The following is a 24,093-nucleotide window of genomic DNA, read 5'->3' as shown; positions in this document are numbered from 1 at the left end:
GCTCAGTTCTCCTTGAGCAATGAGAGGGCGTCGGCGGGAACGTCACGTCCGGCCGCCCTGCGTTCGTCGGCGAAATCGGCGAGCATCCGCTTCAGCTCGTCGTCCGCGCGGGTTCCGAGGTCCGCGACGGCGGCCAGCGGCACCCCGACGAAGACGCATTTGAGGACGCCGTGGCGCCAGGCGTGGTCGTCCAGGAACCGGGCGAAGGCACCCATGGCGGCGGCGACCAGCCTGATGTCGTTGGCACGCAAGGCGTCCTCGACCAGTTTGATCCCGGCATCGGTGACTTCGGCACCCGGTGACTCCAGCGTGGAGAGCGCACGGAGCACTCCGCGCCGCTCGGCGTCGTCGCCGTAGCGGTAGAGATCGCGCAGTTCCGCGGCCAGCGCGGCGTCGTCGAGGACGTCGGCCAGGACCGTCACGAGCCGGACCCGCGCCCGGTCGTCGACGGTGCCGTGGACCAGGCCGTGCGGGTCGGTGTCCGGACGCAGCGCCTCACGGCCGACCTCACGGCCGACGGCCGGGAAGATCGCGCCGATCACCGACGGCTTCTCCCGGATCCGGCGTTCCGCCTTGGCCGACCAGGTTTGCGGCATCGCGGCGGTGAGCGCCTCGAAAGCCCGGCGTGCGGTGTCCGGCGCGGCGTGGCTGTGCCGGGGCAGTTCGACCGCGGCCAGCCCGGTGTAGCCGATCTCCGCCAGCGCGGAGAGCGTCCCCGGCAGGTCCAGATGCCCGTCGCCGAACTCCAGATGCTCGTGGACCCTCGGCAGCATGTCGTCCAGCTGGACGTTCCACAGCAGCGGGCCGGCCAGGCGGACGCACTCGGCCGCGTTGACCGGCTCGACGGCGACACAGTGCCCGACGTCGAGCGTGACGCCGAACAGCTCCGGCTCGCCGAGCTCCGTGCGCAGGTCCAGGACCTGGCCCAGATGCTGCACGAGATGCCCGGGCTCGGGTTCCATCGCCAGCCGAACGTTCAACCGTGCGGCGTGCTCCAGGACCGCGGCGACCCCCTCGCGCAGCCGGGACCATGCGAGGTCGGTGTCCACAGTAGACACACCGGACCAGAACGAGACGCAGTCAGCGTCCAGGCTACCGGCGATCTGCAACGCCCGCGCCAGGAAGTCGATCCGCAGTGCGGGATCATCCGACAGCAGCGTCGGCGAGTGCTTGCGCCACGGGTCGAGCAGATACCGCGCGCCCGTCTCGATGACGACCCGGTTCAGGCCGAGCGCCGAAAGCCGCGAAGCCACGTGGTCGACCTGCCGCGCCAGATCGTCGGCGAACGGGTCGAGGTGGTCGTGGTCCAGCGTCAGCGCCACTCCGGTGTAGCCGAGGTCGGCGATGATCGCGAGCGCGTCGTCGAGGCGGTGGTTGGAGAAGCCGTTGGTGCCGTATCCGAGGTGAAAACTCATGTGGGGCTCACCTTCCGCGACAGCTTGCGGGCGATCGGGAGCGCGGCCGCGACCAGCGCGGCCCCCAGGACCGAACCCTTCGCCGTGACCGCCGCCTGCAGCGGGACCATGCCGTGGATGCCGGAGCGCGTCGCCGAGCGCACGGACTTCGCCGACGGGTCACGGACGGCGTCCGCCTGCGCCTTGCCGACCAGGCTCGCGTAGCCCGAACCGGCAGCCATCGAGGCCACGCGATGCCAGCCGCCCTTCGCCGGTCCAGCCAATGCCAACGTTGTCGCCGCACAGCTGGTGGCCAATGCGGCACGGGCCGTCGCCGGGTTCGCGCCGTGGACCTCCCCGGTGGACAGGGCCGTGACGCCGAGCGTGTGGACGCCCACGGCCGCCGCCGCGGTGGCGGCGAGTCGAGGTTCGCCACCCGCGCCCAGCAGGACGTCGAGCGTGCGGCAGGCCGCCATCGCCACCGGTCCGGCCGGGGTCGGCTTGAGCAAGGTGTCGTACGCCCAGACCGAAGCCGCGAGCGGGACCGCGACCCGCATCGCCTGACGGCCGCCGCCGAGCGCGGCCAGGCCAAGGCCCGCCGCGGTCAGCGCGACGCCGGTGGTGAGCGCCGCGCCGGCACTCACCCGCCCGGACGGGATCGGCCGCTCGGGCCGCTCCACGGCGTCGAGCTTCCGGTCCGCCCAGTCGTTGAGGGCCATCCCGGCCCAGTAGAAGGCGACCGAGGACAGCGGCAGCAGCAGCCGTCGCCCGGTCATCTTGAGCCCCGCCGCGGCGGATCCGGCGACCGTGTCGCCGAGCACCGTCAGCGCGGCGGGCGCCCGCACGAGTTCTACATAGGCCTTCACAGGGCTCCCGCCCAGGCGACCAGGCGAGCGGTCTGCTCGGCGAACCGGTGCTCGTCGCTGCCCAGCGGGTCCTTGAAGAAGAAGCCGAGTTCGGTCAGCGCGCCGCTCTGGCCGCCGGCGTGCGCGGCGGTGACGAAGCGGGCGAGGTCGAGGATCAGCGGCGCCGCGAGCGCGGAGTCGTAGCCGGTCCAGGTGAACTGCAGGCTCATGCGCGCGCCGAGGAACCCCTCGAACGACACGTGGTCCCACGCGGTCTTGACCTCGCCGAGGTCGGGCACGTTGTCGATGTGGAGCGGCGCGGTGACGTCGTCGCCGAGCAGCGCGGCGAGCCCGCGGGCCTTGGATTCCAGCTTGCTGTTCGCGGTCACCGGGTCGGCGAGGGTCTCGCCGTCGCCGCCGCCCAGCAGGTTGGTGCCCGCCCAGGAGCGAACCTTCAGCGCCCGCGCGCTGAACATCGGCGCGAGGACGGTGCGGAGCAGGGTCTCGCCGGTCTTGCCGTCGGACCCGGCGTACGGCAGGCCTTCACGCTCGGCGAGCTTCCGCAGCGCGGGCAGGGTGATCCCTGCCGACGGCGTGAACTCGACGTACGGGCTTCCCGCCTTCAGCGCCGCGTAAGCCGACAGGGAACTCGACGGGAGCACCGCCCGCGTCGGATCCGCCAGCGCCGCTTCCAATGCGTCGAGATCGTCGTGTTCGGGCAGGTGGGGGCACGGGGCCTCGGTGGAGGACACGTTGACGACCACGACCCGCGCGAGGTCGTTCCGGCCGGCGAAAGCTCTGATGTCCGCCGTGAGCCGGGCGGCCGCGTCGGCCTGGGCACCCGTATGCGTCGCCGGGTGGTAGCCGTCGCGGATCTCGGCGTCCACTTCGGCCAGTCCGGACCGGACCGCCGAGAACACCGAGTGCCCGAACACGCCGGCGTGCGCCAGCTGTTCGGCGCGTTTCTCCAGCGGCGTGTGCACGATGTCGTGTCCGCCGAGCACCAGATCGTCCCAGCCGGGCAACGGAACCCCGGCGAACGCGGGCAGTTCGGTGACACAGCCGCCACCGCCCGTCACCCCCGCGCGGAGGGCGAGCAGCCCTACCGCGGCAGTGGTGGCGACGGACCCCCTCGCCCCGATCAACCAGATGCCCGTGCGCTCGTGAGCAGGCATTTCTCCACCTTTCCCAGCCAAAACAGCCAACCTCGTATGGTCGGATGTTTCGGATCGAACCAAGTCGCAGTGATAGCCGTCATGCGACTTTCGGCTGGATCTACCTCTCAGTTACTCCCCTTCGCAGTGACGCCGGGCACAGCGGTCCATCGGGCCTCGTCGGAAGCGCTGCGCTCGACCGCGTCCAGGACCTGCTGAACCCTCAACCCGTCCTCGAAGGACGGTTCGGGATCCGTGCCGTCGCCGATCGCGGTGAGCAGGTCGGCGACCTCGTTGGTGAAGGTGTGCTCGTAGCCGAGGAGGTGACCCGGCGGCCACCACACCCCCACGTACGGGTGCTCGGGTTCGGTGACCAGGATCCGGCGGAACCCGGCCTCGGTGGCGGGCTGCCCGCCGTCGAAGAAGGACAGTTCGTTCATCGACTCGAAGTCGAACGCGAGGCTCGCCTTCGACCCGTTGATCTCCAGCCGCATCGCGTTCTTGCGGCCCAGCGCGAACCGGGTCGCCTCGAAACTCGCCACGGCCCCGCCGCTGAACCGGCCGAGGAACAGCGCGGTGTCGTCGACGGTGACCTGCCCGGTGCCGCCGTCTCCGTCCGGCCGCTCCTTGACGAAGGTGTTGGTCAGCGCGGAGACCCCGGTGATCGTGTCGCCGGTGACGAACTGGGCGGCGTCGACGATGTGCGCGCCGAGGTCACCCAGCGCGCCCGAGCCCGCCTTGTCCTTGTGCAGCCGCCAGGTCATCGGCGAGTGCGGGTCGGACAGCCAGTCCTGCAGGTACACCGACCGCACGTGGCGGATCTCGCCGAGCGCCCCGCTCGCGACCAGTTTCCTGGCGTGCGCGAGCGCGGGCACCCGGCGGTAGTTGAACGCCACCATGGACCGGACACCGTTGGCCCGTGCCTTCGCCGCCGCCTCGGCCATCGCTTCGGCCTCGGCGAGGGTGTTGGCCAGCGGTTTCTCGCACAGCACGTGCTTCCCGGCTTCGAGCGCGGCGATCGCGATCTCGGCGTGGCTGTCGCCCGGAGTGCAGATGTCGACCAGGTCGACGTCGTCGCGGGCGATCAGCGCGCGCCAGTCCGTCTCGACGTCTTCCCAGCCGAACCGGTCCGCCGCGGCCTTCGCCCGCGCCTCGTTACGGCCGCCGAGCACGGCGAGTCTCGGGATCAGCGGTGGCGTGAAGAACCGGTGCACGCTGCGCCACGCGTGCGAATGCACCGCACCCATGAACGCGTGGCCCACCATGCCGATCCCGATCGTTTCCTTTGCCGTGCTCAATACCCCTCCTAAAGGCGCGTGCGTGTGTCGGGTACGCAGGTTTACGAGTCGAAGCCGACGTCCATGTACTTGTCGACGTTCTCCTTGGTGACCACCGCGGAGTACGTGGTGATCTCGGCGGGGATCTCGTGCTCGGCGAAGTCACCGGCCCCCTTGCCCTGGCCGAGCAGGCGCGCGAGCGAGATCGCCGAAGACGCCATCGACGGGCTGTAGAGCACGGTCGCCTTCAGCGGCTCGGCGTCGGACTTGATCAGGTTCATCGCGTTCTTCGAACCGGCGCCGCCGACCATCAGGAAGTTCTTGCGGTTGGCGTTGTTGATCGCCGCGATGACCCCGACCCCCTGGTCGTCGTCGTGGTTCCACAGCGCGTCCAGCTTCGCCGCGGACTGCAGCAGGTTCGACGTCTGCTTCTCGCCCGACTCCGGGGTGAAGTCCGCCGAGACCCGGGGACCGACGGCGAAACCCTGACGGGCCAAGGCGTCCTTGAAGCCCTTGCTGCGTTCCTGGGTCAGCGGCAGCGAGTCGATGCCCGCGACCTCGCCGATCACCGGGGCGGCGATGTTCTTCGCCTTCATCTGCTGGGCGATGTAGTTGCCGGCGTTGACGCCCATGCGGTAGTTGTCGCCACCGATCCAGGTGCGGTACGCGAGCGGGGTGTCGAAGACGCGGTCGAGGTTGATCACCTGGATACCGGCGTCCATCGCCTGCTGGCCGACCGCGGTGAGCGCCTTGCCGTCGAACGGCAGGATCACCAGGACGTTGACCTTGGCGTTGATCAGCGTCTCCACCTGGGAGATCTGCTGGTTGACGTCGTTGGTGCCCTCGGTCGCGTTGAGCGTGACCTCACTGAACTTCTGCGCCTGCGCGCGGGCGTTCTTGGTGATGGCCGCCATCCAGCCGTGGTCCGCGGCAGGCGCCGAGAACCCGATGGTGACGGGGGTTCCGGGCTGTGAGTTGGCCCCGGCGTTGGCCACGTTCGCGGCGTTGTTCTGCGCCGGTGCCTCGTTCGAGGTGCACGCGGTCAGCAGCGCACCCGCTCCGACGGCCGCGCCTCCCAGCAGGAAACGGCGGCGATGCAGGGATTGTTCGGTCATGAGGACTCTCCATCCACGGTGACGGGGGTGACCACTAAGTACTCGTCTTGGTTTTCTTGACCGACCGGAACTGCAGGAGCGCGGCCAGCACGATGATCACGCCCTTGGCGATGTTCTGGATGTCGGTGTCCAGGTTGTTGAGCGTGAAGATGTTGGACAGCACGGTGAAGATCAGCACGCCGATCAGGGTGCCGATGAGCGAGCCGCGGCCACCGGTGAGCAGGGTGCCGCCGATGACGACCGCCGCGATGGCGTCGAGTTCGTAGAGCATTCCGTTGGTCGAGGCGCCCGCGGTGGTGCGGGCGACGACCATCAGCGCGGCGATGCCGCAGCAGAGTCCGGCGACGCCGTAGACGAGTGCGGTGTGGCGCTTGACGTTGATACCCGCCAGCCGCGAGGCCTCGGCGTTGCCGCCGACGGCGAAGGTGCGGCGGCCGAACGTGGTGCGGTTCAGCACCACCCAGCCGATGGCGAACACCAGCGCGAACATCCAGATCAGCACCGGGATGCCGAGCAGGTCGCCGCGGAAGAACTCCAGGAAGCTCGCCTCCGACACCACCTGCGTACGGCGGCCGCTGATGCGTTCCGCGAGCCCGCGGGCCGAGACGTACATCGCCAGTGTCGCGATGAACGGCACGATCTTCCCGTAGGACACCAGGATCCCGTTGACCAGCCCGCAGCCAAGGCCGACCAGGAGTCCACAAAGGATCATCACGAACGGGCCGTAGGCCTGGGTGGCCAAGGTGGTCAGCCAGACACTGGAGAGCGCCACGATCGACCCGACCGAGAGGTCGATGCCGCCGGCGATGATCACGAACGTCATCCCGACGCTGACCACCCCGATCGCTGCGGCCAGCCGCAGGATCGTGGAGATGTTGCCGTCGGTGAAGAACTGGTCGGGCCGGGTCACGCTCCCGACGATGCACAGGATCACCAGGACACCGGTCAGCCCGAGCAGCCGGGGGTCGACGGTGAACTTGAAACCGTTCTTCCTAGGTGGCAAGGGTTCCACGGCCTTTTCCGTACGCAGCGACTCGGCTTGGTCAGTCACGCCGCACTCCCCTCGAGAATCACGTCGAGCACATCCGCCTCTGTCAGCTCCGCAGACGGCTTTTCAGCCAGGACACGTCCTTCACGCAGCACCAGCACCCGGTCGGACAGTCCGAGTACTTCGGGGATCTCGCTGCTGACGAGCACGATCGCGACCCCGGTCGCGGCCAGTTCCTCGATCAGCCGGTACAGCTCGGCCCGCGCGCCGACGTCGACCCCGCGCGTCGGCTCGTCCAGCAGCAGGACCCGGCAGCCGCGGACCAGCCAGCGGGCGAGCACCGCCTTCTGCTGGTTGCCGCCCGACAGCGTGCGGATGATCCGGTGCGGATCGGCGGGCCGGAGATCGAGACGCCGCAAGCTTTCTCCGGCGTCTTCGAGCTCCTTGCCCCGCTCGGTGAAGCCGAACGTCGCGTACTTGGAGAGACTCGCCAGCGTCACGTTGTGCACGACGGGCAGATCCAGCAGGAGCCCCTGGCTCTTGCGTTCCTCCGGCGCCAGGCCGATCCCGGCCTTGACCGCCGCGGACACGCTGCCCGGCCGGACCGGCTCGCCGTCGACAGACACCGAACCCGTGTCCTGCTTGCGCGCGCCGAAGATCGTCTCCAGCAGTTCGCTGCGGCCCGAACCGACGAGGCCCGCGATCCCGACGACCTCACCGGCGTGCACGGTGAAGTTCACGTTCTCGAACTCGCCGACGGTGGTCAGGTTCTCCACCTTGAGGACCGCGTGGTCCGGGTCCACGTGCTCCTGGTGACGCGGGCCGAAGACGGTCTCGACCTTGCGGCCCGCCATCAGCGCGACGAGGTCGGAGGTCGGCGTCTCCTTGGCGTCGAGGCCGGTGGAGACGGTCTTGCCGTCCTTGAGCACGGTGACGCGGTGCCCGATCCGGCGCAGTTCTTCGAGCCGGTGGGAGATGTAGATGATCGCGACACCTTCGGCGGTCAGTTCGCCGACGATGCGGAACAGGTTGTCGACCTCTTCGCCCGCCAGCGCCGCGGTGGGCTCGTCCATCACCAGCAGCTTCGCGTCGTACGCGAGCGCCCGCGCCATCGAGACCAGCTGCTGTCCGGCCGCGGAGAGCTTGCCGACCTCGGTCGACGGCGTGATCTCGGGATGTCCGAGGCGGGCCATCAGCTTCGCGGCCTTGTTCCGGGACTCGGTGATCCGCGTGAACCCGAACTTCGCGCGCTCGCGGCCGAGGAAGATGTTGTCCGCCACGGAAAGCCCGGGCACCAGGTCGAGTTCCTGGTACATGGTCGCGATGCCGATCTTCAGCGCGGCGACCGGCGACGGCAGCGTCACCGGCTCGCCCTGCCAGAAGATCTCGCCGCCGTCGGGCCGGTGGGCCCCGGCGAGCGTCTTGATCAGCGTGGACTTGCCGGCGCCGTTCTGGCCGAGGAGACAGTGCACCTCGCCGGGCTCGACGTCGAAGTCGACCCCGTCGAGGGCGCGCACCCCCGGGAACGTCTTCACGATCCCCCGGACGGATAGCAGGGTCATGCCGGTGCCTCCTGGGAAGTGAGCGGGACGAGCGTCGGATCGGCGAAAAGTCGTTCGGTGGCCAGATGCGCGGCGCCGCGCAGCGGGGCGGTGGTGCCCAGCGGCGACGGCTCGACGCGGCAGGCGGGCTCGTGCCCGAGCGGACGCGCGGACAGTTCGCGGCGCACGGGCTCGACCAGCCATTCGCCCAGTTCGGCGAAGTAACCGCCGAGCACGACGACATCCGGGTCGAGCACGTCGACCACAGTGGACACCGCGATGCCGAGCGCGACCCCGAGTTCCGAGACCGCGCCGACAGCGCGCTGGTCGCCGCGCTGCACGCGGTGCTTGAGCAGCCCGACCCGGCCGTCGACGCCGAGCGCGGGATCGTGCAGCGGGTCGCCCGGCGAGGCGGCGCCACGCAGCACGGCGTTGAGCCCGGCCTTGGTCTCCAGGCAGCCGACCCGCCCACAGGGGCACTGCTCGCCCGACGGGTCGACGGTGATGTGCCCGACCTCGCCGGCGAAACCCCTGGCACCGCGCAGGACCGCGCCGCCGGACACGAGTCCGCCGCCGACACCCATCCCGCCGCTGAGGTAGAAGAGCTCCCGCACGCCGCGGCCGACACCGGCGACAGCCTCGCCGACCGCGCCGAGGTTGGCCTCGTTGTCGACCGCGATGGCGTCGGCAGGCAGGCCGAGCCGGGCGGCGAGGAGGTCGGCGATCTCGGCGTCGCGCCAGCGCAGAGTCGGCGCGAACCGCAGCACCGCGGCGGCCGAGTCGACCAGGCCGGGAACGGACACCGTGACCCCGACGGGCCGGTCGTCGCGCAGCACCTGTCCGGCGAGGAAAGCGAGCTCATCCATGCTCCGGTGCAGGCCGAGCGCGGCGACGTCGGCGGTCTCCGTGCGCTCGGCGACGACGCGGCCGTCGAGGTTCGTGACGACGGCGGCGAAGCGGTCGGCCTCGACACTGAGCGCGAGCCCGCAGGCGCTGGCGCCGTTCAGCTCGACCAGCTGGCTGGGCCTGCCGTTGCCGCCGCCTTGGAGTCCGGCGGAGCGGACGAGGCCGCGGTCGGTCAGTTCGGTGATCAGCCCGGAGACGGCCGCCTTGGTGAGCCCGCAGCGCGCCGCGAGCTGGGTGCGCGAAAGCGGCCCCACGCGCAACGCCCGCAGGAGCGCGGCGAGGTTCGCCGTGCGTGGGCTGACCGGGTCGAGCTGCCCGGATTCCGTCGCGGCCACACATCCCTCACTTACGAATCGGCCGTAACAAACTTTGTTACTTAGCCAGCGAAAGTAGGGTGGTCCGTGTCACTCGTCAAGGTGACAACAGGACAGAAATGTCGACTAAAGCCCGTCGTCACCCGAATAGCCGTCCAGAACAGTGCGGACTTTCGTACTTAATGAGCGAAAGTCTGCACGATCTTGACGTTACTAATCGGAATCGTGTGGATGCCCAACGTGTCCTGAGCTCACTCGCGGGTAGCGCCCACGGGCCAGACGATCGTCACCGGCAGACCACGCTCACGTGCCGCCTCGACGACGTCGGCGGTGCCCCCGTGACCACCGGAAGGCCCGCCGTCCCAGACCGCGATCATGGCCTCCACCTTCGCCAGCACCTGCTCGCCGGCCGCCATGTAGGCCTCGGGCAACCGCCCACGCCGAGCACGTGGGGCGGCCTCGCCTGGCGGGTGCTCCTGCTCTGCGCCGCCGCCGGCTCAGCTACTCAGCGTGAAAGCCCGGTCCGTAGCGGACCAGGCGGCCCCGATGACCCCGGCGGTGTCGCCCAGTTCGGACAGCACGATCGGCAGGTTCCCGGTCGCGAGCGGCAGCGACCGCCGGTAGACCGAGCTGCGGATCTCGGCGAGCAGCTGATGCCCGAGTTGCGCGACGCCGCCGCCGATCACGACCATGCCCGGGTTCACGAAGCTCACCAGCGAGGCGACCACCTGGCCGAGCCGCCGTCCGCCGTCGCGGATCAGGTTGACGGCGCCGAAGTCGCCCGAAGCCGCCGCGCGGCCGACGTCCTGGGCGGTGATCGCGCCGCGGGCCGCGACGACGTCGGCGAGGTAGGTCGACCGGCCGCTGCGGGCCAGGGTCAGCCCGTCGCGGGCCAGCGCGGCGCCGCCGAAGTAGGCCTCGAGGCAGCCTGTCTCACCGCAGGCGCAGGTCGGCCCGTAGTCGTCGAGGCGGATGTGCCCGATGTCGCCCGCGGTGCCGGCGACGCCGCGGTACACCTTGCCGCCCAGCACGATCCCGCAGCCGATACCGGTACCGATCTTGACGAACACCAGGTCGTCGATGGAGCGGGCGACCCCGGCGTGCCGTTCCCCGAGCGCCATCGAGTTCACGTCGTTGTCGACGGTGATCGGGCAGCGCAGCAGCCCGCCGAGATGGTCGCGCACGGAGAACCGGTCCCAGCCGGGCATTATCGGCGGCGCGACCGCCATACCCTCGGCGAAGCTCACCGGCCCGGGGAGGCCGATCCCGGCGGCGATCAGCTTGCCTGGCGCCTCTTCGCGGATCTTCTCCGCGAGGGCGGCCACGCGTTTGAGGACCGCGTGCGGCCCCTGCCGGACGTCGCAGTCCTCGACGGTGTGCACCAGCACCTCGCACGACGCGTCGGTGAGGGCGACCCCGACCGACGTCGCGCCGACGTCGACGGAGAGCACCCGCAGGTCTCCCGCCAGCCGTACCAGCGTGGACCGCCTGCCGCCCCGGCTCGCCGACGGGCCCGCTGTTTCGACGAGGCCGACCTCGGCGAGGCGCGCGACCTCGGCGCCCACCCGGGCACGCGGCAACTCCAGCCGCTCCCCCAGTTCGACCCGGGACATCGGCCCTTCGTCCCGCAGCAGCGTGAGCAACTGGGTCTGGTGCCGGGTTTCGACCATCGGATGCTCCGTGGTGGATGCCGTGCTCATTCCCCTGAGCCTACGGCGTTGCCCACCGAGTGTCCCGAATGCCACGGCGGAGACGCGCTCACGGGATTCGAAACCCTCAAGGGCTCCATGGCGGGAACAAACCCACCCGAGGGTACTAGTCCACTGTGGACACTCGGCTTCGCCTGAACATCGCGCGGTAGTCCCGCGGCCGGTGCCCGGTCAGCCGGGCGAAGACCGCGCTGAACGTCCCGGGATCGCGATAGCCGACCTCGGCGGCGATACCGGCGATCGTTCTCTCCGTGGTTTCGAGCAGGTGCTTCGACCGGCGCACCCGCGCCTCCTGCAGGTATCCGAGCGGGGTCTTGCCGGTCTCGTCGCGAAACCGCCGCAGGAGCGTTCGCGTGCTGACGTGGAACGTCGCGGCGAGCAGCCCGAGGTCGTAGCGTTCGTGCAGGTTCTGGTCCAGCCGTCGCTTGACGCCTTGGGCGAATCCCCTGCCGGTGGCGGGCAACAGGTCCGCGTCGACATACGGCGCCTGGCTCGACCGCGCGTCGTCGACGAGGGCGATCCGCGCGGTCGCGCGGGCGACCCGGCCGCCGTGGTGCGCACGGACGAGACCGAGGGCGAAGTCGTACATCGCGCTGAACGCGCCCGTCGTGGTCACCCCGCTGTCGGTGACCACGAGTTTCTCCGGGAGGACCTCGGTGCCGGGGCATCGGTCCGCCAGCCGGTCGGCGAAAAGCCACGAGGTCGTCGACCGCCGCTTGTCGAGCAGGCCGGCGTCGGCCAGCAGGAACGCGCCGACGCAGATCGAAACCACCGCGACCCCCGCGTCCGAGGCGGACTTGATGGTTTCGATTTCCGGGCGCAGCGACCTGAGCCGCGTATCGAGGTCCAGTCCCGGCGAAAGCTCGAACCCGGGGACGACCAGCACATCGACCCGCCGCACCGGGGCGACCGTGATCACCGCTCCACCGGAGGCGACCACGCGCCGCCTCGGCGACAGAATCGAGACCTCGTACGGAGGATCCCCGGCCGCGGCGACATGCGAGGCCATCGTGAGGAGATCGGGAACGCCGAAGACCTCCGACGCGAAGCATCCCGGATAGGCGAGTACTCCGATGCGCGGCGGGGTCACCATGATGGCGAGATTACCCGGACGGGTGGCGATCTCGCCCCTGTCCGGATCTGACGGCGCGCCGGACGATGGACCGATGACGATCGCGGACGACACCCTCGCGGACTTCTCGAAACGGCTTGTCGACGTCGACGGCGTCGGTAAGACCGTCTATGTCGCCGGATCCGGGGCGGCGGTGGTGCTGATGCCGGAGATGCCCGGGATCAGCCCGGACGTCGTCCGCTTCGCACGCTGGATCCGGGACGCGGGTTTCACGGTCTACCTCCCGTCCCTTTTCGGTGTCGACGGCGCTTTCCCCACCGCCGCCGACGGCGAGAAAGTCGCCCGCCGCGCCTGCGTCAGCGCCGAGTTCCGGGCCTTCGCCGGCGGCGGCACGAGCCCTGTCGTGAGCTGGCTGCGAGGGCTGGCGAGGAAGGCGTTCGAGGAGTGCGGCGGGCCGGGCGTCGGCGCGATCGGCCTCTGCTTCACCGGCAACTTCGCCCTGAGCATGACCCTCGAACCGGCCGTCATCGCACCCGTGGTCAACCATCCTTCGCTACCGCTGGACGACCCCGCCGGGCTGGAGATCAGCGAAGCGGACGCCGCCGCGATACGCGAGCGCGTGGAGCGGGACGGACTGAAGGTGCTCGCTTACCGCTTCGAGGACGACCGGTGGTGCACCGGACAGCGCTTCGCCGCGTACCGGGCGCTTCTCGGTGACGCGTTCGACGGCCGCGTCCTCCCGGCCGAGGCGGCCAACCCCGAACCGCCGCCGTTCTTCCGCGAAATCGTGGCCTGCCCCCACAGCGTCGTCACCGCCCACCTCGTCGATCAAGAAGGCCACCCCACCCTTCGGGCGAGAGACGAGATCCTGGCCTTCCTCGCCGATCGGCTCAGCTGAGCCGGGCCTCGGCGCGGACGAGGAGCCACGACGGGATCAGCACGATCGCGGTGATCCCGACGATCCACCAGTGCGTGCCCGCGATGGCCGCCGCGGTCCCCGGAGCGGCGGCGAGGCGCGCGGAGACGAGCACGGTCAGGATCGACGTCCCGAAGGATCCGCCGATCCGTTGCAGCATGGCGAACAGGGGCATCGCGTGGGAAACGCGCTCTCGGGGCACCGACACCAGCCCGGCGGCGAGCGCCGGGGTCGTGGTCAGCCCGATGCCGCAGCCGCGGACGAACTGCACGGCCGAGAGCCACCAGTAGCCGTCGGACCCGGTCAGTAGCGCCAGCGGAACCGTCCCGACGATCGTGACGATCAATCCGGCGAAGATCACCCGTGCGCCGCCGATCCGGTCGGTCAGCCTGCCCGCGAGCGGAAGCGCCAGCACTGTGCCGAGTGCCAGCGGCGCGGTCAGGAACCCGGTGGCGACGAGACTCTCGTGCCGGACGTCGAGGTAGTACAACGGCAGGACGATCATCGCGCCGAACAGCGCGGCCCCCATGCCGAAGACGACGGCGGCGGCCGAGGCGAACGCGCGGTCGCCGAACAACCGCAGATCGAGCAACGGGGCGGGTGATCGCAGCGCGGTGACCGCGAAGACGGCGAGCAGGATCGTCCCGGCGGCGACCGGGATCGGGGCTGTCTCGGCGAAGCCGTAGACGAGCAACGGCAGCCCGGTCACGGTGAGGAACAGGCCGCGCCGGTCCAGCGGCTGAGCGACGGCGGGGTCTTCCCTCGGCAGCCATTTCCGGCCCAGCAGCAGGCCGATCACCGCGATCGGCACGTTCACCAGGAACAGCCACGGCACGCCGAACCGCTCGGTGAGCACACTGCCCGCCAGGGTGCCGAGCACCGGCGCGAGGTAGATCGGGATGCTCAGCACGGCCATCATCCGGCCGAGCCGCTTCGGCCCCGCCGTCACCGCGAACAGGATCTGTCCCGCCGGGACCAGCAACCCGCCCGCGGCACCCTGCAGGACACGGAAGACGATCAGCGCCTCGATCGACGTCGCCGTCGCGCAGAGCGCGGAGAACCCCGCGAACAGGCCGACGCACCCCAGCCAAAGCCTCGTCGTCCCGAAGCGGCGACTCGCCCAGCCGCTCACCGGCACCATCGCGGCGAGCGCGAGCAGATAGCCGGTGGCGATCCACTGAGCGGTACCGAGCGATGCCCGGAATCCGGCCGCGATCGTGCCGAGCGCGACGTTGACGACGGTCGAGGTGAACATCGACAGGAACCCGCCGAGGATCAAGATCGAAGCCAACCCCCACAGCGCGGGGGTTATGCGCTCGTCATCGGTACTCCCGATCATCCTACCTGCCACTCTTATCGCCGTTAAGATCTTAACGATGATAAGATCAACCCGAGTTGTCAAGTCCGATAGGGACGGGCGAAGGTGTGCCCATGGTCGTGAGACGGGATGGCTACGTTCGAGCCGCGCTCGAACTCCTCGACGAGTCCGGGCTGGACGGTTTGAGCCTGCGCAAGCTCGGGGAAAAGCTCGGCGTGCGGGGTCCCGCGCTCTACACGCACTTCAAGAGCAAGCAGGCGCTGCTCGATCAGATGGCCGAAACCATGCTGGACGACCAGCTCGCCCCGCTGGACGATCCCGCGGCGATGGACGACTGGGCCGAGTGGCTGGCCCGGCGCGCCCGCACCATCCGCCGCACGCTGCTGTCCTACCGGGACGGCGCGCGCCTGCACGCGGGCTCCCGCCCGACCGGGCGGGCGGCGATGACGCCGCTGATCAAACCGTTGCTGGCGGCCGGTTTCGACGAAGAAGACGCGACGCACGCGATCCTCGCCATCAGCCGGTACACCCTCGGCTGCGCGATCGACGAACAGCAGCACGCCGAGAACGACCGCTCCGAAGATCCGGCCGCCTCCTTCGAGTACGGCCTCGCCCGCCTGATCGCCGGGCTCCGCGCCGAGGTCGATGTCGCAAATCCGCCAGACTCCGCTGTCGCGAAACTGCTGGACTGAGCCCATGACGACCGAAACCGCCCGGCTGTTCCGTTCCCTGCACGTCCCGTCGAGCCCGCTGGTGCTGGCCAACGCGTGGGACGTCGCGAGCGCCCGGATCATCGAGGACGCGGGCGCCGCGGCGATCGCCACCACCAGCGCCGGGGTGGCGTGGAGCCTCGGCGTCCCCGACGGCGACCGGCTCGGCCGCGACCTCGCGGTGGACCTGATCGCCAGGATCGCCCGCGTGACAACGGTTCCGGTGACCGCCGACATCGAGGGCGGCTACGCGGACACACCCGGCGGCGTCACCGAGACCGTCGCCGCGGTGGTGGCGGCCGGCGCGGCCGGGATCAACATCGAGGACGGCCCGCGCCCGCCCGAAGAGGTGGTCCCGCGCATCGCGGCGGCCCGCGCGGCGAGCGACGACGTGTTCGTCAACGCCCGGATCGACACCTTCCTCCGGGGGCTCGGCGGGGTGCCGGAGACGCTGGAGCGCGCGGCCGCCTACCTGGCGGCGGGCGCGGACGGGATCTTCGTGCCCGGCGCCACCGATCCCGCCGTGATCGCCGCGCTCGTCGAGGGCATCGACGCGCCGGTGAACGTGATGGCCCACCCAGGCGCGCCGAGCGTCAAGGAACTGGCCGGGCTCGGGGTCGCGCGGGTGAGCGTCGGCTCCGGAATCAGCCAGGCCGCGTACGCCGTCGCGCGGGAAAGCGCCCGGGAGCTCTTCTCGGCAGGCACGTACACGCGGCTGGAGGAGGCCGTCGGCTACGGCGAGCTCAACGGCCTCCTCACCCCGGATGTCCACTGAGGACACTCAGACCACGGTCACCTCGAACAGCCCCACCGAACCCTGTGCCCACAGGCGATAGCGGGAGAACCGCGCGGCCAGCTGGGCGTCCAGCTCCTCGAAGGAGTCTTCGAGGTTGTTCATCACGCCGTCGCCGTTGAGCGATTCCAGCGCTTTCGGCGCCAGTTTGCCGTGCTCGACGCCGCGGGCGAGCACGGTGCTGCCGAAGATCCGCCCGCCGGGTTCGACATAGGGCAGCACCTGGTCGAACACCGTCGCCTTGTGCTCCATCGAACCGGGAAGGCAGTGCAGCAGGAAGTTCAGGCCCACCGAGCCGAACCGCGCCTCGCCGAGGTCGAGCGGCTCGAACACGTCACGCCGGTAGGCCTCGGGGCGATACCGCGCGAGCCTGGCGCCGGTGCGGCGCAGGGCGTCCTCGTTGAGGTCCAGCAACACGATCGACGGATCCGCGACCGGGAACTTCGCCTTGTCGAGGAAGAACCCGGTACCGGGGCCGAGGTCGAGATGCTTCGCCTCGACATTGCGGTCGTAGAGCCGTTTCATGTTCGTGTTGGGGCACCGCCAGACCCGCGAGCACACGAACCCGAGGACCCACAGGTCGTAGGCGGCGAGGATGGGCTTCCGGCTGTACACGGCCGCGCCGGCGAGCACCTCGTCCGTGCGGGGTTCCGCTGTTCCCCCGGTCATTTGGCGAGCTCCTCGGCGTACTCCTTGGTCAGGCGCAGGTTGCCCATGCTGTTGGCGCTCAGCACCTTCCGCAGGTACCGGCGGGCGCCCTCGACGGTGGTGCCCTCGCCGAGCAGGTGCATCCCCTCCGGCCTGATGGTGCAGGTGTGCCGCGCGCCCAGCAGGATGCCTTCGGGCGTCTCGGTGAACGTCCAGTGGCCGGTGTGCGCGTTCATCGTGGCGGGCGGCTTGATCTGCTTGTAGACGATCTTGTTCCCGCTCAGGCAGATCCGGACCGACCGGGTGGTGTGCTCCGAACCGTCGGCGGAACGCGTGTCCATGTCGAAGAACTGGACCGTCGGCTCGGGCTGTTCCAGCGCGAGCGCGAGCACGTGGGGAACGCGCTCCGGCCACTTGTCCGCCTCGAACAGGTAGGCGTAGCAGTCCTCCATCCCGCCGGAGACGAAAAGCGGGTCCTCGAACGAGATGACCAGGCGCTCCAGTTCCTCGTCGCGCTCGGCGCGGTCGCGCACGGCCGCCAGGAACTCACGGTTCTCGTCCGCGATCGCGTCTTCGGCTTCCCTGCCGACGGCGGAGAATTCCGTCCGCACGCGCAGGGCCGTCTTGCCGTACGGCTGCTCCTCGACGGTCCAGGTCGTGACCTCCGCCCCGCCACCGTCTTCGCGGACCGCGACGACCTGCGTGCCGTCGTCGGACAGGCGGCGCCGCTCGGTCCAGGTCCGGACGCTGCTGTCATCGACGAGCATCCAGTGCCGCAACAGGTCCGGTTCGAGGAATTCGGCGTGCACGGCCGGTCGGTACCACTGTGGCCAGGAAGTCACGTCACAGATCAGCTGGCGGACCAGTTCGGCGGGAGCCGCCACCATCACCTGGTCTTCGACGATCGATTTCCGCACCGCTGTCTCCATTCCTCGTCGGCTGGTGCGCCCACGATCGCGGCCCGGCTTCGAGCAGACGTCCAGCAGGGATGGACGCGGCGCGCGCGAACGGGAATCGAAGTCGCTGGGTGATCCTCGGCGCACACCAAGGATGAGGAGACACCGTGAGCCCGTATGTCGAGGTCCAGCAGTTCTACGCACGGCACATGCACCTGCTCGACGCCGGCGCGGCGGAGGACTGGGCGGCCACGTTCACCGAGGACGGCACGTTCACCGGCCCCGGCGAGCCGGAACCCCTGCGCGGCCGTGCCGAACTGATCGCGACGATGAGCAAGGCCGCGGCCGAGCAGAAGGCGGCGGGCGAGCAGCGGCGGCACTGGCACGGGATGGTGGACGTCGAGGAACTGCCGGACGGGAATCTCCAGGCGACGTGCTACGCGCTGGTGTTCTCGACGTTCCAGGGCAAGGATCCCCAGCTGCGCCGGATCTGCGTCTGCCGCGACATCCTGGTGCGGGAGAACGGCGAACTGCGCGTGAAGGCCCGTTTCGTGACGCGCGACGACCTGCCCTGAACCACGCCGACCTGTGTGCAGGGGCTCCTTCCCCCATCTCTGCCGAGGGAAGGAGCCCCTGCACCCGTGCTTGAAGCTGGATCTCATGTGCTTGAAGCCGGATCTCGCGTGATTGAAGGCGGAACTCGCGTGTTTGAAGGCCGCACAGCGTGTTCCGGCTTCAATCACGCGAGTTCCGGCTCTAATCACGCGAGTTCCGCCTTCAGTCACGCGTGTTCCGGCGTCAAGCACGCGTGTTCAGGGAGTCCAGGAGCGCGGCCCAGTGCTCGCGCGTTCCGGCGGCGACGGCCGGCAGGGCGCTGAACACCCGGTGACCGCCACGGCGGACCCGTGGATGGCGCAGGGCGAGCAGGGAAAGACCGCGCGGGCCCACTTCCACCAGTGTCCGCGCGCCGCCGTCGAGCAGACTGTCCAAAGCGGACCGGAAGCGGACGGGCGCGGCCAGCTGTCCCGCCCAGAAAGCCGGGCTCACGGCCTCGTCGGCGGTCACCACGGCGGCCGTGCGGGTCGAATGCACCGGGATCGACGGCGGACGCAGTTCCGCGGCGGTGAACCCGTCCTCGAACCGCGTCGCGGCCTCGGCGACGGCCGGGGAATGGAACGGCTGCCGGGCCGCGACGCGCTGGTGGACCAGGCCCGCTTCGGTGAGGGCGGCGGCCGCCTCCGCGAGCGGCCCGGCGGGGCCCGCCAGCACCGTTTGCGCGGGGGCGTTGTACGCGCCGATCACGACTTCGCCGGTCAGGAACGGGGTGATGGCTTCGGGCCGGGCCGCGACGGCGAGGAGACCTCCCGCGGGCACCTCGGCCAGCACCCGGCTCCGGCAGGACAGGATCCGCGCCGCGTGCGCCACGTCGAACACCCCCGCGAGCGCGGCCGCGGCCAGCTCACCGATGCTGTGCCCCAGCACCGCGGACGGCACGACGCCGCGCGCGACGAGCGTCCGGCCGAGCGCGTAGCCGACGGCGAACAGCAACGGCTGCGCCCTCGACGCGTCTTCCAGCGGTACCAAGGGTTCCGCGCTGAGCCAGTCCCGGCGCAGGGCCGCGCCCTCGGCGCCGAGCAGGCCGAACAGTTCGTCCAGCACGGCGGTGAACACGGGCTCCTCGTCGTACAACTCCACGGCCATGCCCGGGTTTTGGGCGCCCTGGCCGGGAAACAGGAAGGCGATGTCCGACACGACGTCCTCTCGGCAAAGGGCCCGCCGGCCACTGGGGACCGGCGGGCCCGTTCCGCTATTCCGGCACGGTGCAGGCGAACAGATGGAGATAGGAGTTCACCGGGCGCACCTCGTCGAGGCTCAGCCCCGACCGGCGGACGAGGTCGGCGAGCCCGTCCCTGGTGTGCTTGCGGCCGCCGACGTTCAGCAGCAGCAACAGATCCATCGCCGTGGTGAACTTCAGCTCCGGACTGCCGTCGAGCAGGTTCTCCAGCACGTACACCCGGGCGCCGGGACGGCCGCCCGCGATCCCGCGCAGGGTGGCGATGGTGCTTTCGTCGTCCCATTCGAGAATGTTCTTCAGCACGTACACGTCGGCGTCCGCGGACACGCCGTGACGGCAGTCGCCGGGGACGAGTTCGGTCCGGCCCGCCAGCGCCCCCTTCCCGGTGAGCCGCGGATCGGCGTTGGCGACGACCTCCGGCAGGTCGAACAGCACGCCGCGGAGGCCGGGGTGACGTTCGAGCAGCGTCGCCAGGACATGCCCCTGGCCACCGGCGATGTCGGCGACGACTTCGGCGCCGGACAGGTCGAGTTCGTCCGCGATGGCGATCGCCGAAAGCCTGCTCGACTGGGTCATCGCGCGGTCGAAGATCTCCGCCGACTCCGGGGCCTCGGCGTGCAGGTAGCCGAAGAACTCCTTGCCGTGCAAGTCTTCGAAGACCGGCTGGCCGGTGCGGACGGCTTCGTCGAGATGCGGCCACAGCGTCCACGTCCACGGCTCGGTCGCCCAGAGCGCGCTGTACTTCAGGCTCCGGGGCGCGTCTTCCCGGAGCAGTTTCGACATCTCCGTGTGCACGAAGCCGTCGTCCGGCGCCTCGGCGAAGATGCCGTTGCTGGCCAGCGCCCGCAGCAGCCGCCGCAGCGCCCCGGCGTCGACGCCGAGCCGTTCGGCCACAGTGGGCACCGGCTCGGCCTCCTCCCCGATGGCGTCCGCGAGCCCGAGCCGCGCCGCCGCGCGCACGGCGGCCGCGCAGGCGGCGCTCAGGAACAGTTCCCGGAACCGCCGCACCGAACGCGGCAAGGCCGTCGCGCTCACCGGGTCACCTCGGCGGCGTCGTGCGCGGAAATCTGCTCGTAGGTGGCGAAATCGACGGTCGCGTGCTTCAGCAGCTCGCCGAGCGGCTCGCGGAATCCCGCCTGCCCGGTGGCCGCCTTGTGCAGCTCCGCGTTCTCCCATTCGGCGATTTCCACGTATTCGAGGGGATTCTTCGAGTTCCGGTACAGCCGGTGGGAGCGGAAACCGGGCTGGGCGGCCATATGTTCGGAAATCCGGCCGATGATCCGCTGGTAGTCCGCCAGGTCACCGGTCACGGTCATCCGGTCGATGAAGATGAACACGCTATCTCCTTGTCTTCGCCATCAACTGTTCTCGCAGATCACGCCGCTGCACCTTGCCCGTCGGCGACCGGTGGACCGAGTCGACGAAGTGGACGCCGTGCAGATGTTCGTAGTAGGGCAGCCGGGTGTTGACGAACGACGCCAGTTCCTCCGCCGTGGCCTGCCCGGCCGAGGGGACGACAACGGCGTGCGCGACGGCGCCGCTGAACTCGTGGGGCAGGTCGAGGACGACACAGTCGGCGACACCGGGATGCCTGCTCAGCACCTTCTCGATCTCGCTGGGGGTCACCAGCCAGTTGTCGCATTTGAAGACGTCCTTGATCCGGTCCACGACGAACAGGTAGCCGTCCTCGTCGTGGTGGCCGACGTCCCCGGTGGCCAGCCAGCCACCCGGCAGATCCTCGTCCCTGTCCCGGCCGAGGTAGCCGAGCATCAGCTGCGGGCCGCGCACCTGGATCTCCCCGTTCGCGCCCGGCCCGAGCGGGGCGCCGGTGTCGAGGTCGACGACGCGGGCGGACGTGCCGGGAACGGGCGGGCCGGACGAACCCGTCTTCGGCCGGTCGAGGCTGCCGAGGTGGGTTGACGGCGCCGTCTCCGCCAGCCCGAATCCCTGGACGACAGGAACACCGAACGCGGCGGACAGCGTGTCCGTCGCGGGCGGTGGCATCGCCGAACCACCGGACAGGATCGCCTGGAGCGACGGCACCCGCAGCGTCGGCAACTCCGGCCGGGCGGCGAGCCGGGCCAGGCGCACCGGCAGGCTGTAGAAGTGCGTCCCGCCCTCGGCGCGGGCCGTCGCGACGGCCCCGAGGAGATCGTCGCCGGGGCACAGCACGTGCCGGGCCGCGACGGTGACGCCGATGGTCAGATGCATCAGGTGGAACGTCGGCAAATGGTTCACCAGCACCGAATCCGCCGAAAGCCGGTGACACCAGGCGGTCTGGGCCGCGTTGACGGTGAGGTTCCGGTGGCTGAGCCGCACGGCCTTGGCCGGTCCGGTGGTCCCGCTGGTGAACTGCAGGCACGCCAGGTCATCCGGCCCGGCCGTGGGTTCCGGCAGCGCCGCCTCGGGGGTCGCGGCGATCAGATCGTCCATTGAGGACAGACCGGTCTCCGTGCCTTCGCCGAGCAGGAAGATGTTTTCGAGCGCCGGCAACCTGTCCCGGACCGCCGCGAGCACCCGGTGCTGCCCTTCGGTGACGAACGCTGTCTTCGCCTCGCAGAGCGCCAGCACGTGCGCGAGCGCCTCTTCCCGCAGCAGCGGATTGACGAGCGCGCTCACCGCCCCCGCCTTCGCGATCCCGAAGAACCCGATGGCGAACCGCCGGTCGAGCGCCATCGGCAAGGCCACGACGTCACTCCGCCCGATCCCCCGCGCCCGCAACGCCAGCGCGAACCGGGTCGAGGCGCGGTCGAGTTCGGCATAGGTGAGCGAGGCGACCGCCAGCCTGCCGGGCGCGGCGCCGACGGCCCGTTCGAGCAGCTGCTCCACCCGCGGCCCGCCGGGCAGCCCGCCCAGCACCGCGAGCGGCGGACCCGCCACCACGTGCTCCTCTTCCGGCATCGAGTCGGCTCCTTTCCTGCCTTGGTCGGGATCCGACGGTGCGGCACGGCGTTCGGCCGCGGTTCGAGCGCCCGCCGAGCCGGTGCTCGAACGGGCGGCGTCCGGGAATCGAAGTCCGGAGTGGACTCTCCCGGGGTTGCCCGGAAAAGGAGTGAACCGCTGATGGAGCAGATCCCAGACGTCCTGGTGGCCGGAGCGGGACCGGTCGGCCTCACCGCCGCGCTCGAACTGACCCGCCGCGGTGTGCGGGTGCGGGTGGTCGACCGCGCCGACGGTCCCGCGGTGACCAGCCGCGCGACCGCCACCCACGCCCGCACCCTCGAGATCTACGAACAGATGGGCCTGTCCGACGAGATCCTCGGCCGCGGTCAGCGGGTCGACGGTTTCACCATGCACCGCAACGGCCGCGCGATGATCCGGTTCGGCAGCGGCTACGACCACCTGCCCACCCGGTATCCCTTCACCCTGCAGATCGACCAGGTCCTCACCGAAGAGGTGCTGCGGACCGCGCTGGCCGGACGCGGGGTCGAAGTCGAATGGGGGGTCGAACTCACCGGCCTCGACCAGGACGAGCACCAGGTGACCGGCCGGCTGCGGCACACCTCCGGCCGGGAGGAACGGTGCGTCGTCCCCTGGCTGATCGGGGCCGACGGCGGGCACAGCACGGTCCGCCGCGCGCTCGGGCTGAACCTGGCGGGCGAGTCGACGGAGACGTGGCTGATCGCCGACGCCGTCATCGACGCGGACCTGCCGCGCGACAGCCTGCACTGGATCCACGGCGGCGACGGGACGGTGCTGATGGTGCCGTTCCCCACGCCGGGCAAGTGGCGGCTGGTCGACACCGCCGACGTCGCCCAGTCCGACGACCCCCGCCTGGTCGCCGACCGGTTCCAGGGCAAGATCGCCCGCGCGCTCGGCCGCGAGGTCCGGGTGGAGCGGCCCACCTGGGTCTCGGTGTTCACCATCCAGCAGCGCATGATCGACCGGATGCGCGAGGGCCGGTGCTTCGTCGCCGGGGACGCGGCTCACGTGCACAGCCCGGCGTCGGGACAGGGCATGAACACCGGCGTCCAGGACGCGTACAACCTCGCGTGGAAACTCGCCGATGTCGTCCGGGGACACGCGAGCGAGGAGCTGCTCGACAGCTACCAGCACGAGCGCACGCCGGTCGGTGAAGTGCTGATGCGCACCACCCGCACCGCGACCGCGCTGATCGCCCTGCGCAACGCCGTCGCGCCGATCGCCCTGCCGCTCGGGCTGGGCTTCCTGGACCTGGTGAAACCGCTGAAGCGGCGCGTCGAACGCAAGATCATGACCACCATGTCCGGGCTGGCCCTCGACTACGCCGCCAGCCCGCTCAGCCTGCCGTCCGGGAACGGGGACGGGCTGCTTCCGGGCCATCGGGTGGCCTGGTCGGCACGGCAGGCCGCCGCGCATCCCGGCTGGCAGGCGATCGCCGCCGAACTCACCGACCCCCGGTGGACGCTGCTGGCCGACGCCGGGCAGGGCACGGACGCGGCCGCCGTGGCCGCGGCGCTGGACGACGTCATCGACGGGCACGGGGCGGCCGTCTCGGTCCGCACGCTGTCGGCGGCACCCGTCCCGAGCTGCGGGGCGAGGCCGCTCACCGACCCCGGCCGGGCGGTCCGGACCGCGGTCGGGATTCCCGAGGGCGGCTTCGCGCTGATCAGGCCGGACGGTCATCTGGCGGCCAAGGGTTCGGTGACCGCGGACCTCGACGGCGTCCTGCGCGAGGTCGGGCTGCGGCAGGCGAAAGCCGTCCCGGCCGAGGAGGTCTGAC

23 protein-coding genes are annotated in these 24,093 nt (G+C 70.5%); 5 read left to right on the top strand and 18 right to left on the bottom strand.

What is annotated here, in order from left to right; genetic code table 11:
- Window positions 1–2: 2 nt before the first annotated feature.
- The 11 genes from ACZ6YV_RS24430 to ACZ6YV_RS24380 form a co-directional block, all read right to left on the bottom strand.
- Window positions 3–1,415, bottom strand: coding sequence for an EboA domain-containing protein (locus ACZ6YV_RS24430; RefSeq protein WP_465511819.1), 1,413 nt, complete (start codon window positions 1,413–1,415; stop codon window positions 3–5).
- Window positions 1,412–2,260 carry an SCO3242 family prenyltransferase gene (locus tag ACZ6YV_RS24425; protein WP_465511818.1) on the bottom strand — a complete coding sequence of 283 codons (849 nt, stop codon included), beginning with the start codon at window positions 2,258–2,260 and terminating at the stop codon, window positions 1,412–1,414. Before ACZ6YV_RS24425 ends, ACZ6YV_RS24430 begins: the two co-directional genes overlap by 4 nt.
- Window positions 2,257–3,414: an inositol-3-phosphate synthase gene (locus ACZ6YV_RS24420; RefSeq protein WP_465511817.1), complete on the bottom strand. Its 1,158-nt coding sequence runs from the start codon at window positions 3,412–3,414 to the stop codon at window positions 2,257–2,259. Before ACZ6YV_RS24420 ends, ACZ6YV_RS24425 begins: the two co-directional genes overlap by 4 nt.
- A 107-nt stretch (window positions 3,415–3,521) precedes the next feature.
- Window positions 3,522–4,691 (bottom strand): Gfo/Idh/MocA family protein, encoded by a 1,170-nt coding sequence (locus tag ACZ6YV_RS24415; RefSeq protein WP_465511816.1) that lies wholly within the window; start codon window positions 4,689–4,691, stop codon window positions 3,522–3,524.
- Between the two features lie 41 nt (window positions 4,692–4,732).
- Window positions 4,733–5,785 carry a substrate-binding domain-containing protein gene (locus ACZ6YV_RS24410; protein WP_378237346.1) on the bottom strand — a complete coding sequence of 351 codons (1,053 nt, stop codon included), beginning with the start codon at window positions 5,783–5,785 and terminating at the stop codon, window positions 4,733–4,735.
- 34 nt (window positions 5,786–5,819) lie between these two features.
- Entirely contained in the window at window positions 5,820–6,797 is a 978-nt protein-coding gene (locus ACZ6YV_RS24405; protein WP_465511853.1) for an ABC transporter permease, read from the bottom strand.
- A gap of 35 nt (window positions 6,798–6,832) precedes the next feature.
- Window positions 6,833–8,335, bottom strand: coding sequence for a sugar ABC transporter ATP-binding protein (locus ACZ6YV_RS24400; protein WP_465511815.1), 1,503 nt, complete (start codon window positions 8,333–8,335; stop codon window positions 6,833–6,835).
- Window positions 8,332–9,555: an ROK family protein gene (locus ACZ6YV_RS24395; protein WP_465511814.1), complete on the bottom strand. Its 1,224-nt coding sequence runs from the start codon at window positions 9,553–9,555 to the stop codon at window positions 8,332–8,334. The genes ACZ6YV_RS24400 and ACZ6YV_RS24395 overlap by 4 nt, the downstream gene beginning before the upstream one ends.
- 230 nt (window positions 9,556–9,785) lie before the next feature.
- Window positions 9,786–9,965 carry a hypothetical protein gene (locus tag ACZ6YV_RS24390; RefSeq protein ID WP_465511813.1) on the bottom strand — a complete coding sequence of 60 codons (180 nt, stop codon included), beginning with the start codon at window positions 9,963–9,965 and terminating at the stop codon, window positions 9,786–9,788.
- A gap of 66 nt (window positions 9,966–10,031) precedes the next feature.
- Window positions 10,032–11,234, bottom strand: a complete 1,203-nt coding sequence (locus tag ACZ6YV_RS24385; protein WP_465511812.1) for an ROK family transcriptional regulator — start codon at window positions 11,232–11,234, stop codon at window positions 10,032–10,034.
- Window positions 11,235–11,349: 115 nt separating this feature from the next.
- Window positions 11,350–12,336, bottom strand: a complete 987-nt coding sequence (locus tag ACZ6YV_RS24380; RefSeq protein ID WP_465511811.1) for a GlxA family transcriptional regulator — start codon at window positions 12,334–12,336, stop codon at window positions 11,350–11,352.
- A gap of 73 nt (window positions 12,337–12,409) precedes the next feature.
- Here ACZ6YV_RS24380 and ACZ6YV_RS24375 point away from each other — a divergent pair, with 73 nt between their 5' ends.
- On the top strand, window positions 12,410–13,213 hold the full coding sequence (locus ACZ6YV_RS24375; protein WP_465511810.1) for a dienelactone hydrolase family protein: 804 nt from the start codon (window positions 12,410–12,412) through the stop codon (window positions 13,211–13,213).
- Here the strand turns inward: ACZ6YV_RS24375 and ACZ6YV_RS24370 are convergent.
- Window positions 13,206–14,522: a DHA2 family efflux MFS transporter permease subunit gene (locus ACZ6YV_RS24370; protein WP_465511809.1), complete on the bottom strand. Its 1,317-nt coding sequence runs from the start codon at window positions 14,520–14,522 to the stop codon at window positions 13,206–13,208. The genes ACZ6YV_RS24375 and ACZ6YV_RS24370 overlap by 8 nt on opposite strands.
- Before the next feature lie 140 nt (window positions 14,523–14,662).
- On the opposite strand from ACZ6YV_RS24370, the gene ACZ6YV_RS24365 reads away from it, so the two are divergent.
- Together ACZ6YV_RS24365 and ACZ6YV_RS24360 are read left to right on the top strand one after the other, a co-directional pair.
- Window positions 14,663–15,241: a TetR/AcrR family transcriptional regulator C-terminal domain-containing protein gene (locus tag ACZ6YV_RS24365; protein ID WP_465511808.1), complete on the top strand. Its 579-nt coding sequence runs from the start codon at window positions 14,663–14,665 to the stop codon at window positions 15,239–15,241.
- Between the two features lie 4 nt (window positions 15,242–15,245).
- Entirely contained in the window at window positions 15,246–16,034 is a 789-nt protein-coding gene (locus ACZ6YV_RS24360; protein WP_465511807.1) for an isocitrate lyase/PEP mutase family protein, read from the top strand.
- 6 nt (window positions 16,035–16,040) lie between these two features.
- Here ACZ6YV_RS24360 and ACZ6YV_RS24355 read toward each other — a convergent pair whose 3' ends face one another.
- Window positions 16,041–16,721: a class I SAM-dependent methyltransferase gene (locus ACZ6YV_RS24355; RefSeq protein ID WP_465511806.1), complete on the bottom strand. Its 681-nt coding sequence runs from the start codon at window positions 16,719–16,721 to the stop codon at window positions 16,041–16,043.
- Window positions 16,718–17,617, bottom strand: coding sequence for an SRPBCC family protein (locus tag ACZ6YV_RS24350; RefSeq protein ID WP_378237357.1), 900 nt, complete (start codon window positions 17,615–17,617; stop codon window positions 16,718–16,720). Before ACZ6YV_RS24350 ends, ACZ6YV_RS24355 begins: the two co-directional genes overlap by 4 nt.
- Before the next feature lie 146 nt (window positions 17,618–17,763).
- Here ACZ6YV_RS24350 and ACZ6YV_RS24345 point away from each other — a divergent pair, with 146 nt between their 5' ends.
- Window positions 17,764–18,171, top strand: coding sequence for a nuclear transport factor 2 family protein (locus ACZ6YV_RS24345; protein WP_465511805.1), 408 nt, complete (start codon window positions 17,764–17,766; stop codon window positions 18,169–18,171).
- A gap of 223 nt (window positions 18,172–18,394) precedes the next feature.
- Here ACZ6YV_RS24345 and ACZ6YV_RS24340 read toward each other — a convergent pair whose 3' ends face one another.
- From ACZ6YV_RS24340 to ACZ6YV_RS24325, 4 genes are read right to left on the bottom strand one after another with little or no spacing between them, the layout of a single operon-like run.
- Entirely contained in the window at window positions 18,395–19,348 is a 954-nt protein-coding gene (locus ACZ6YV_RS24340; protein WP_465511804.1) for an acyltransferase domain-containing protein, read from the bottom strand.
- A gap of 55 nt (window positions 19,349–19,403) precedes the next feature.
- Entirely contained in the window at window positions 19,404–20,426 is a 1,023-nt protein-coding gene (locus tag ACZ6YV_RS24335; protein WP_465511803.1) for a methyltransferase, read from the bottom strand.
- Window positions 20,423–20,728, bottom strand: coding sequence for an antibiotic biosynthesis monooxygenase family protein (locus tag ACZ6YV_RS24330; protein WP_465511802.1), 306 nt, complete (start codon window positions 20,726–20,728; stop codon window positions 20,423–20,425). The genes ACZ6YV_RS24335 and ACZ6YV_RS24330 overlap by 4 nt, the downstream gene beginning before the upstream one ends.
- 1 nt (window position 20,729) lies before the next feature.
- Window positions 20,730–22,292 (bottom strand): class I adenylate-forming enzyme family protein, encoded by a 1,563-nt coding sequence (locus ACZ6YV_RS24325; RefSeq protein ID WP_465511801.1) that lies wholly within the window; start codon window positions 22,290–22,292, stop codon window positions 20,730–20,732.
- A 162-nt stretch (window positions 22,293–22,454) separates the two neighbouring features.
- Here ACZ6YV_RS24325 and ACZ6YV_RS24320 point away from each other — a divergent pair, with 162 nt between their 5' ends.
- Window positions 22,455–24,092 (top strand): FAD-dependent oxidoreductase, encoded by a 1,638-nt coding sequence (locus tag ACZ6YV_RS24320; RefSeq protein WP_465511800.1) that lies wholly within the window; start codon window positions 22,455–22,457, stop codon window positions 24,090–24,092.
- The last annotated feature ends 1 nt before the right edge of the window (window position 24,093 follow it).

The organism is Amycolatopsis sp. NPDC102522 (assembly GCF_055584485.1).
This window is presented reverse-complemented; position numbering and strand designations above follow the sequence as displayed.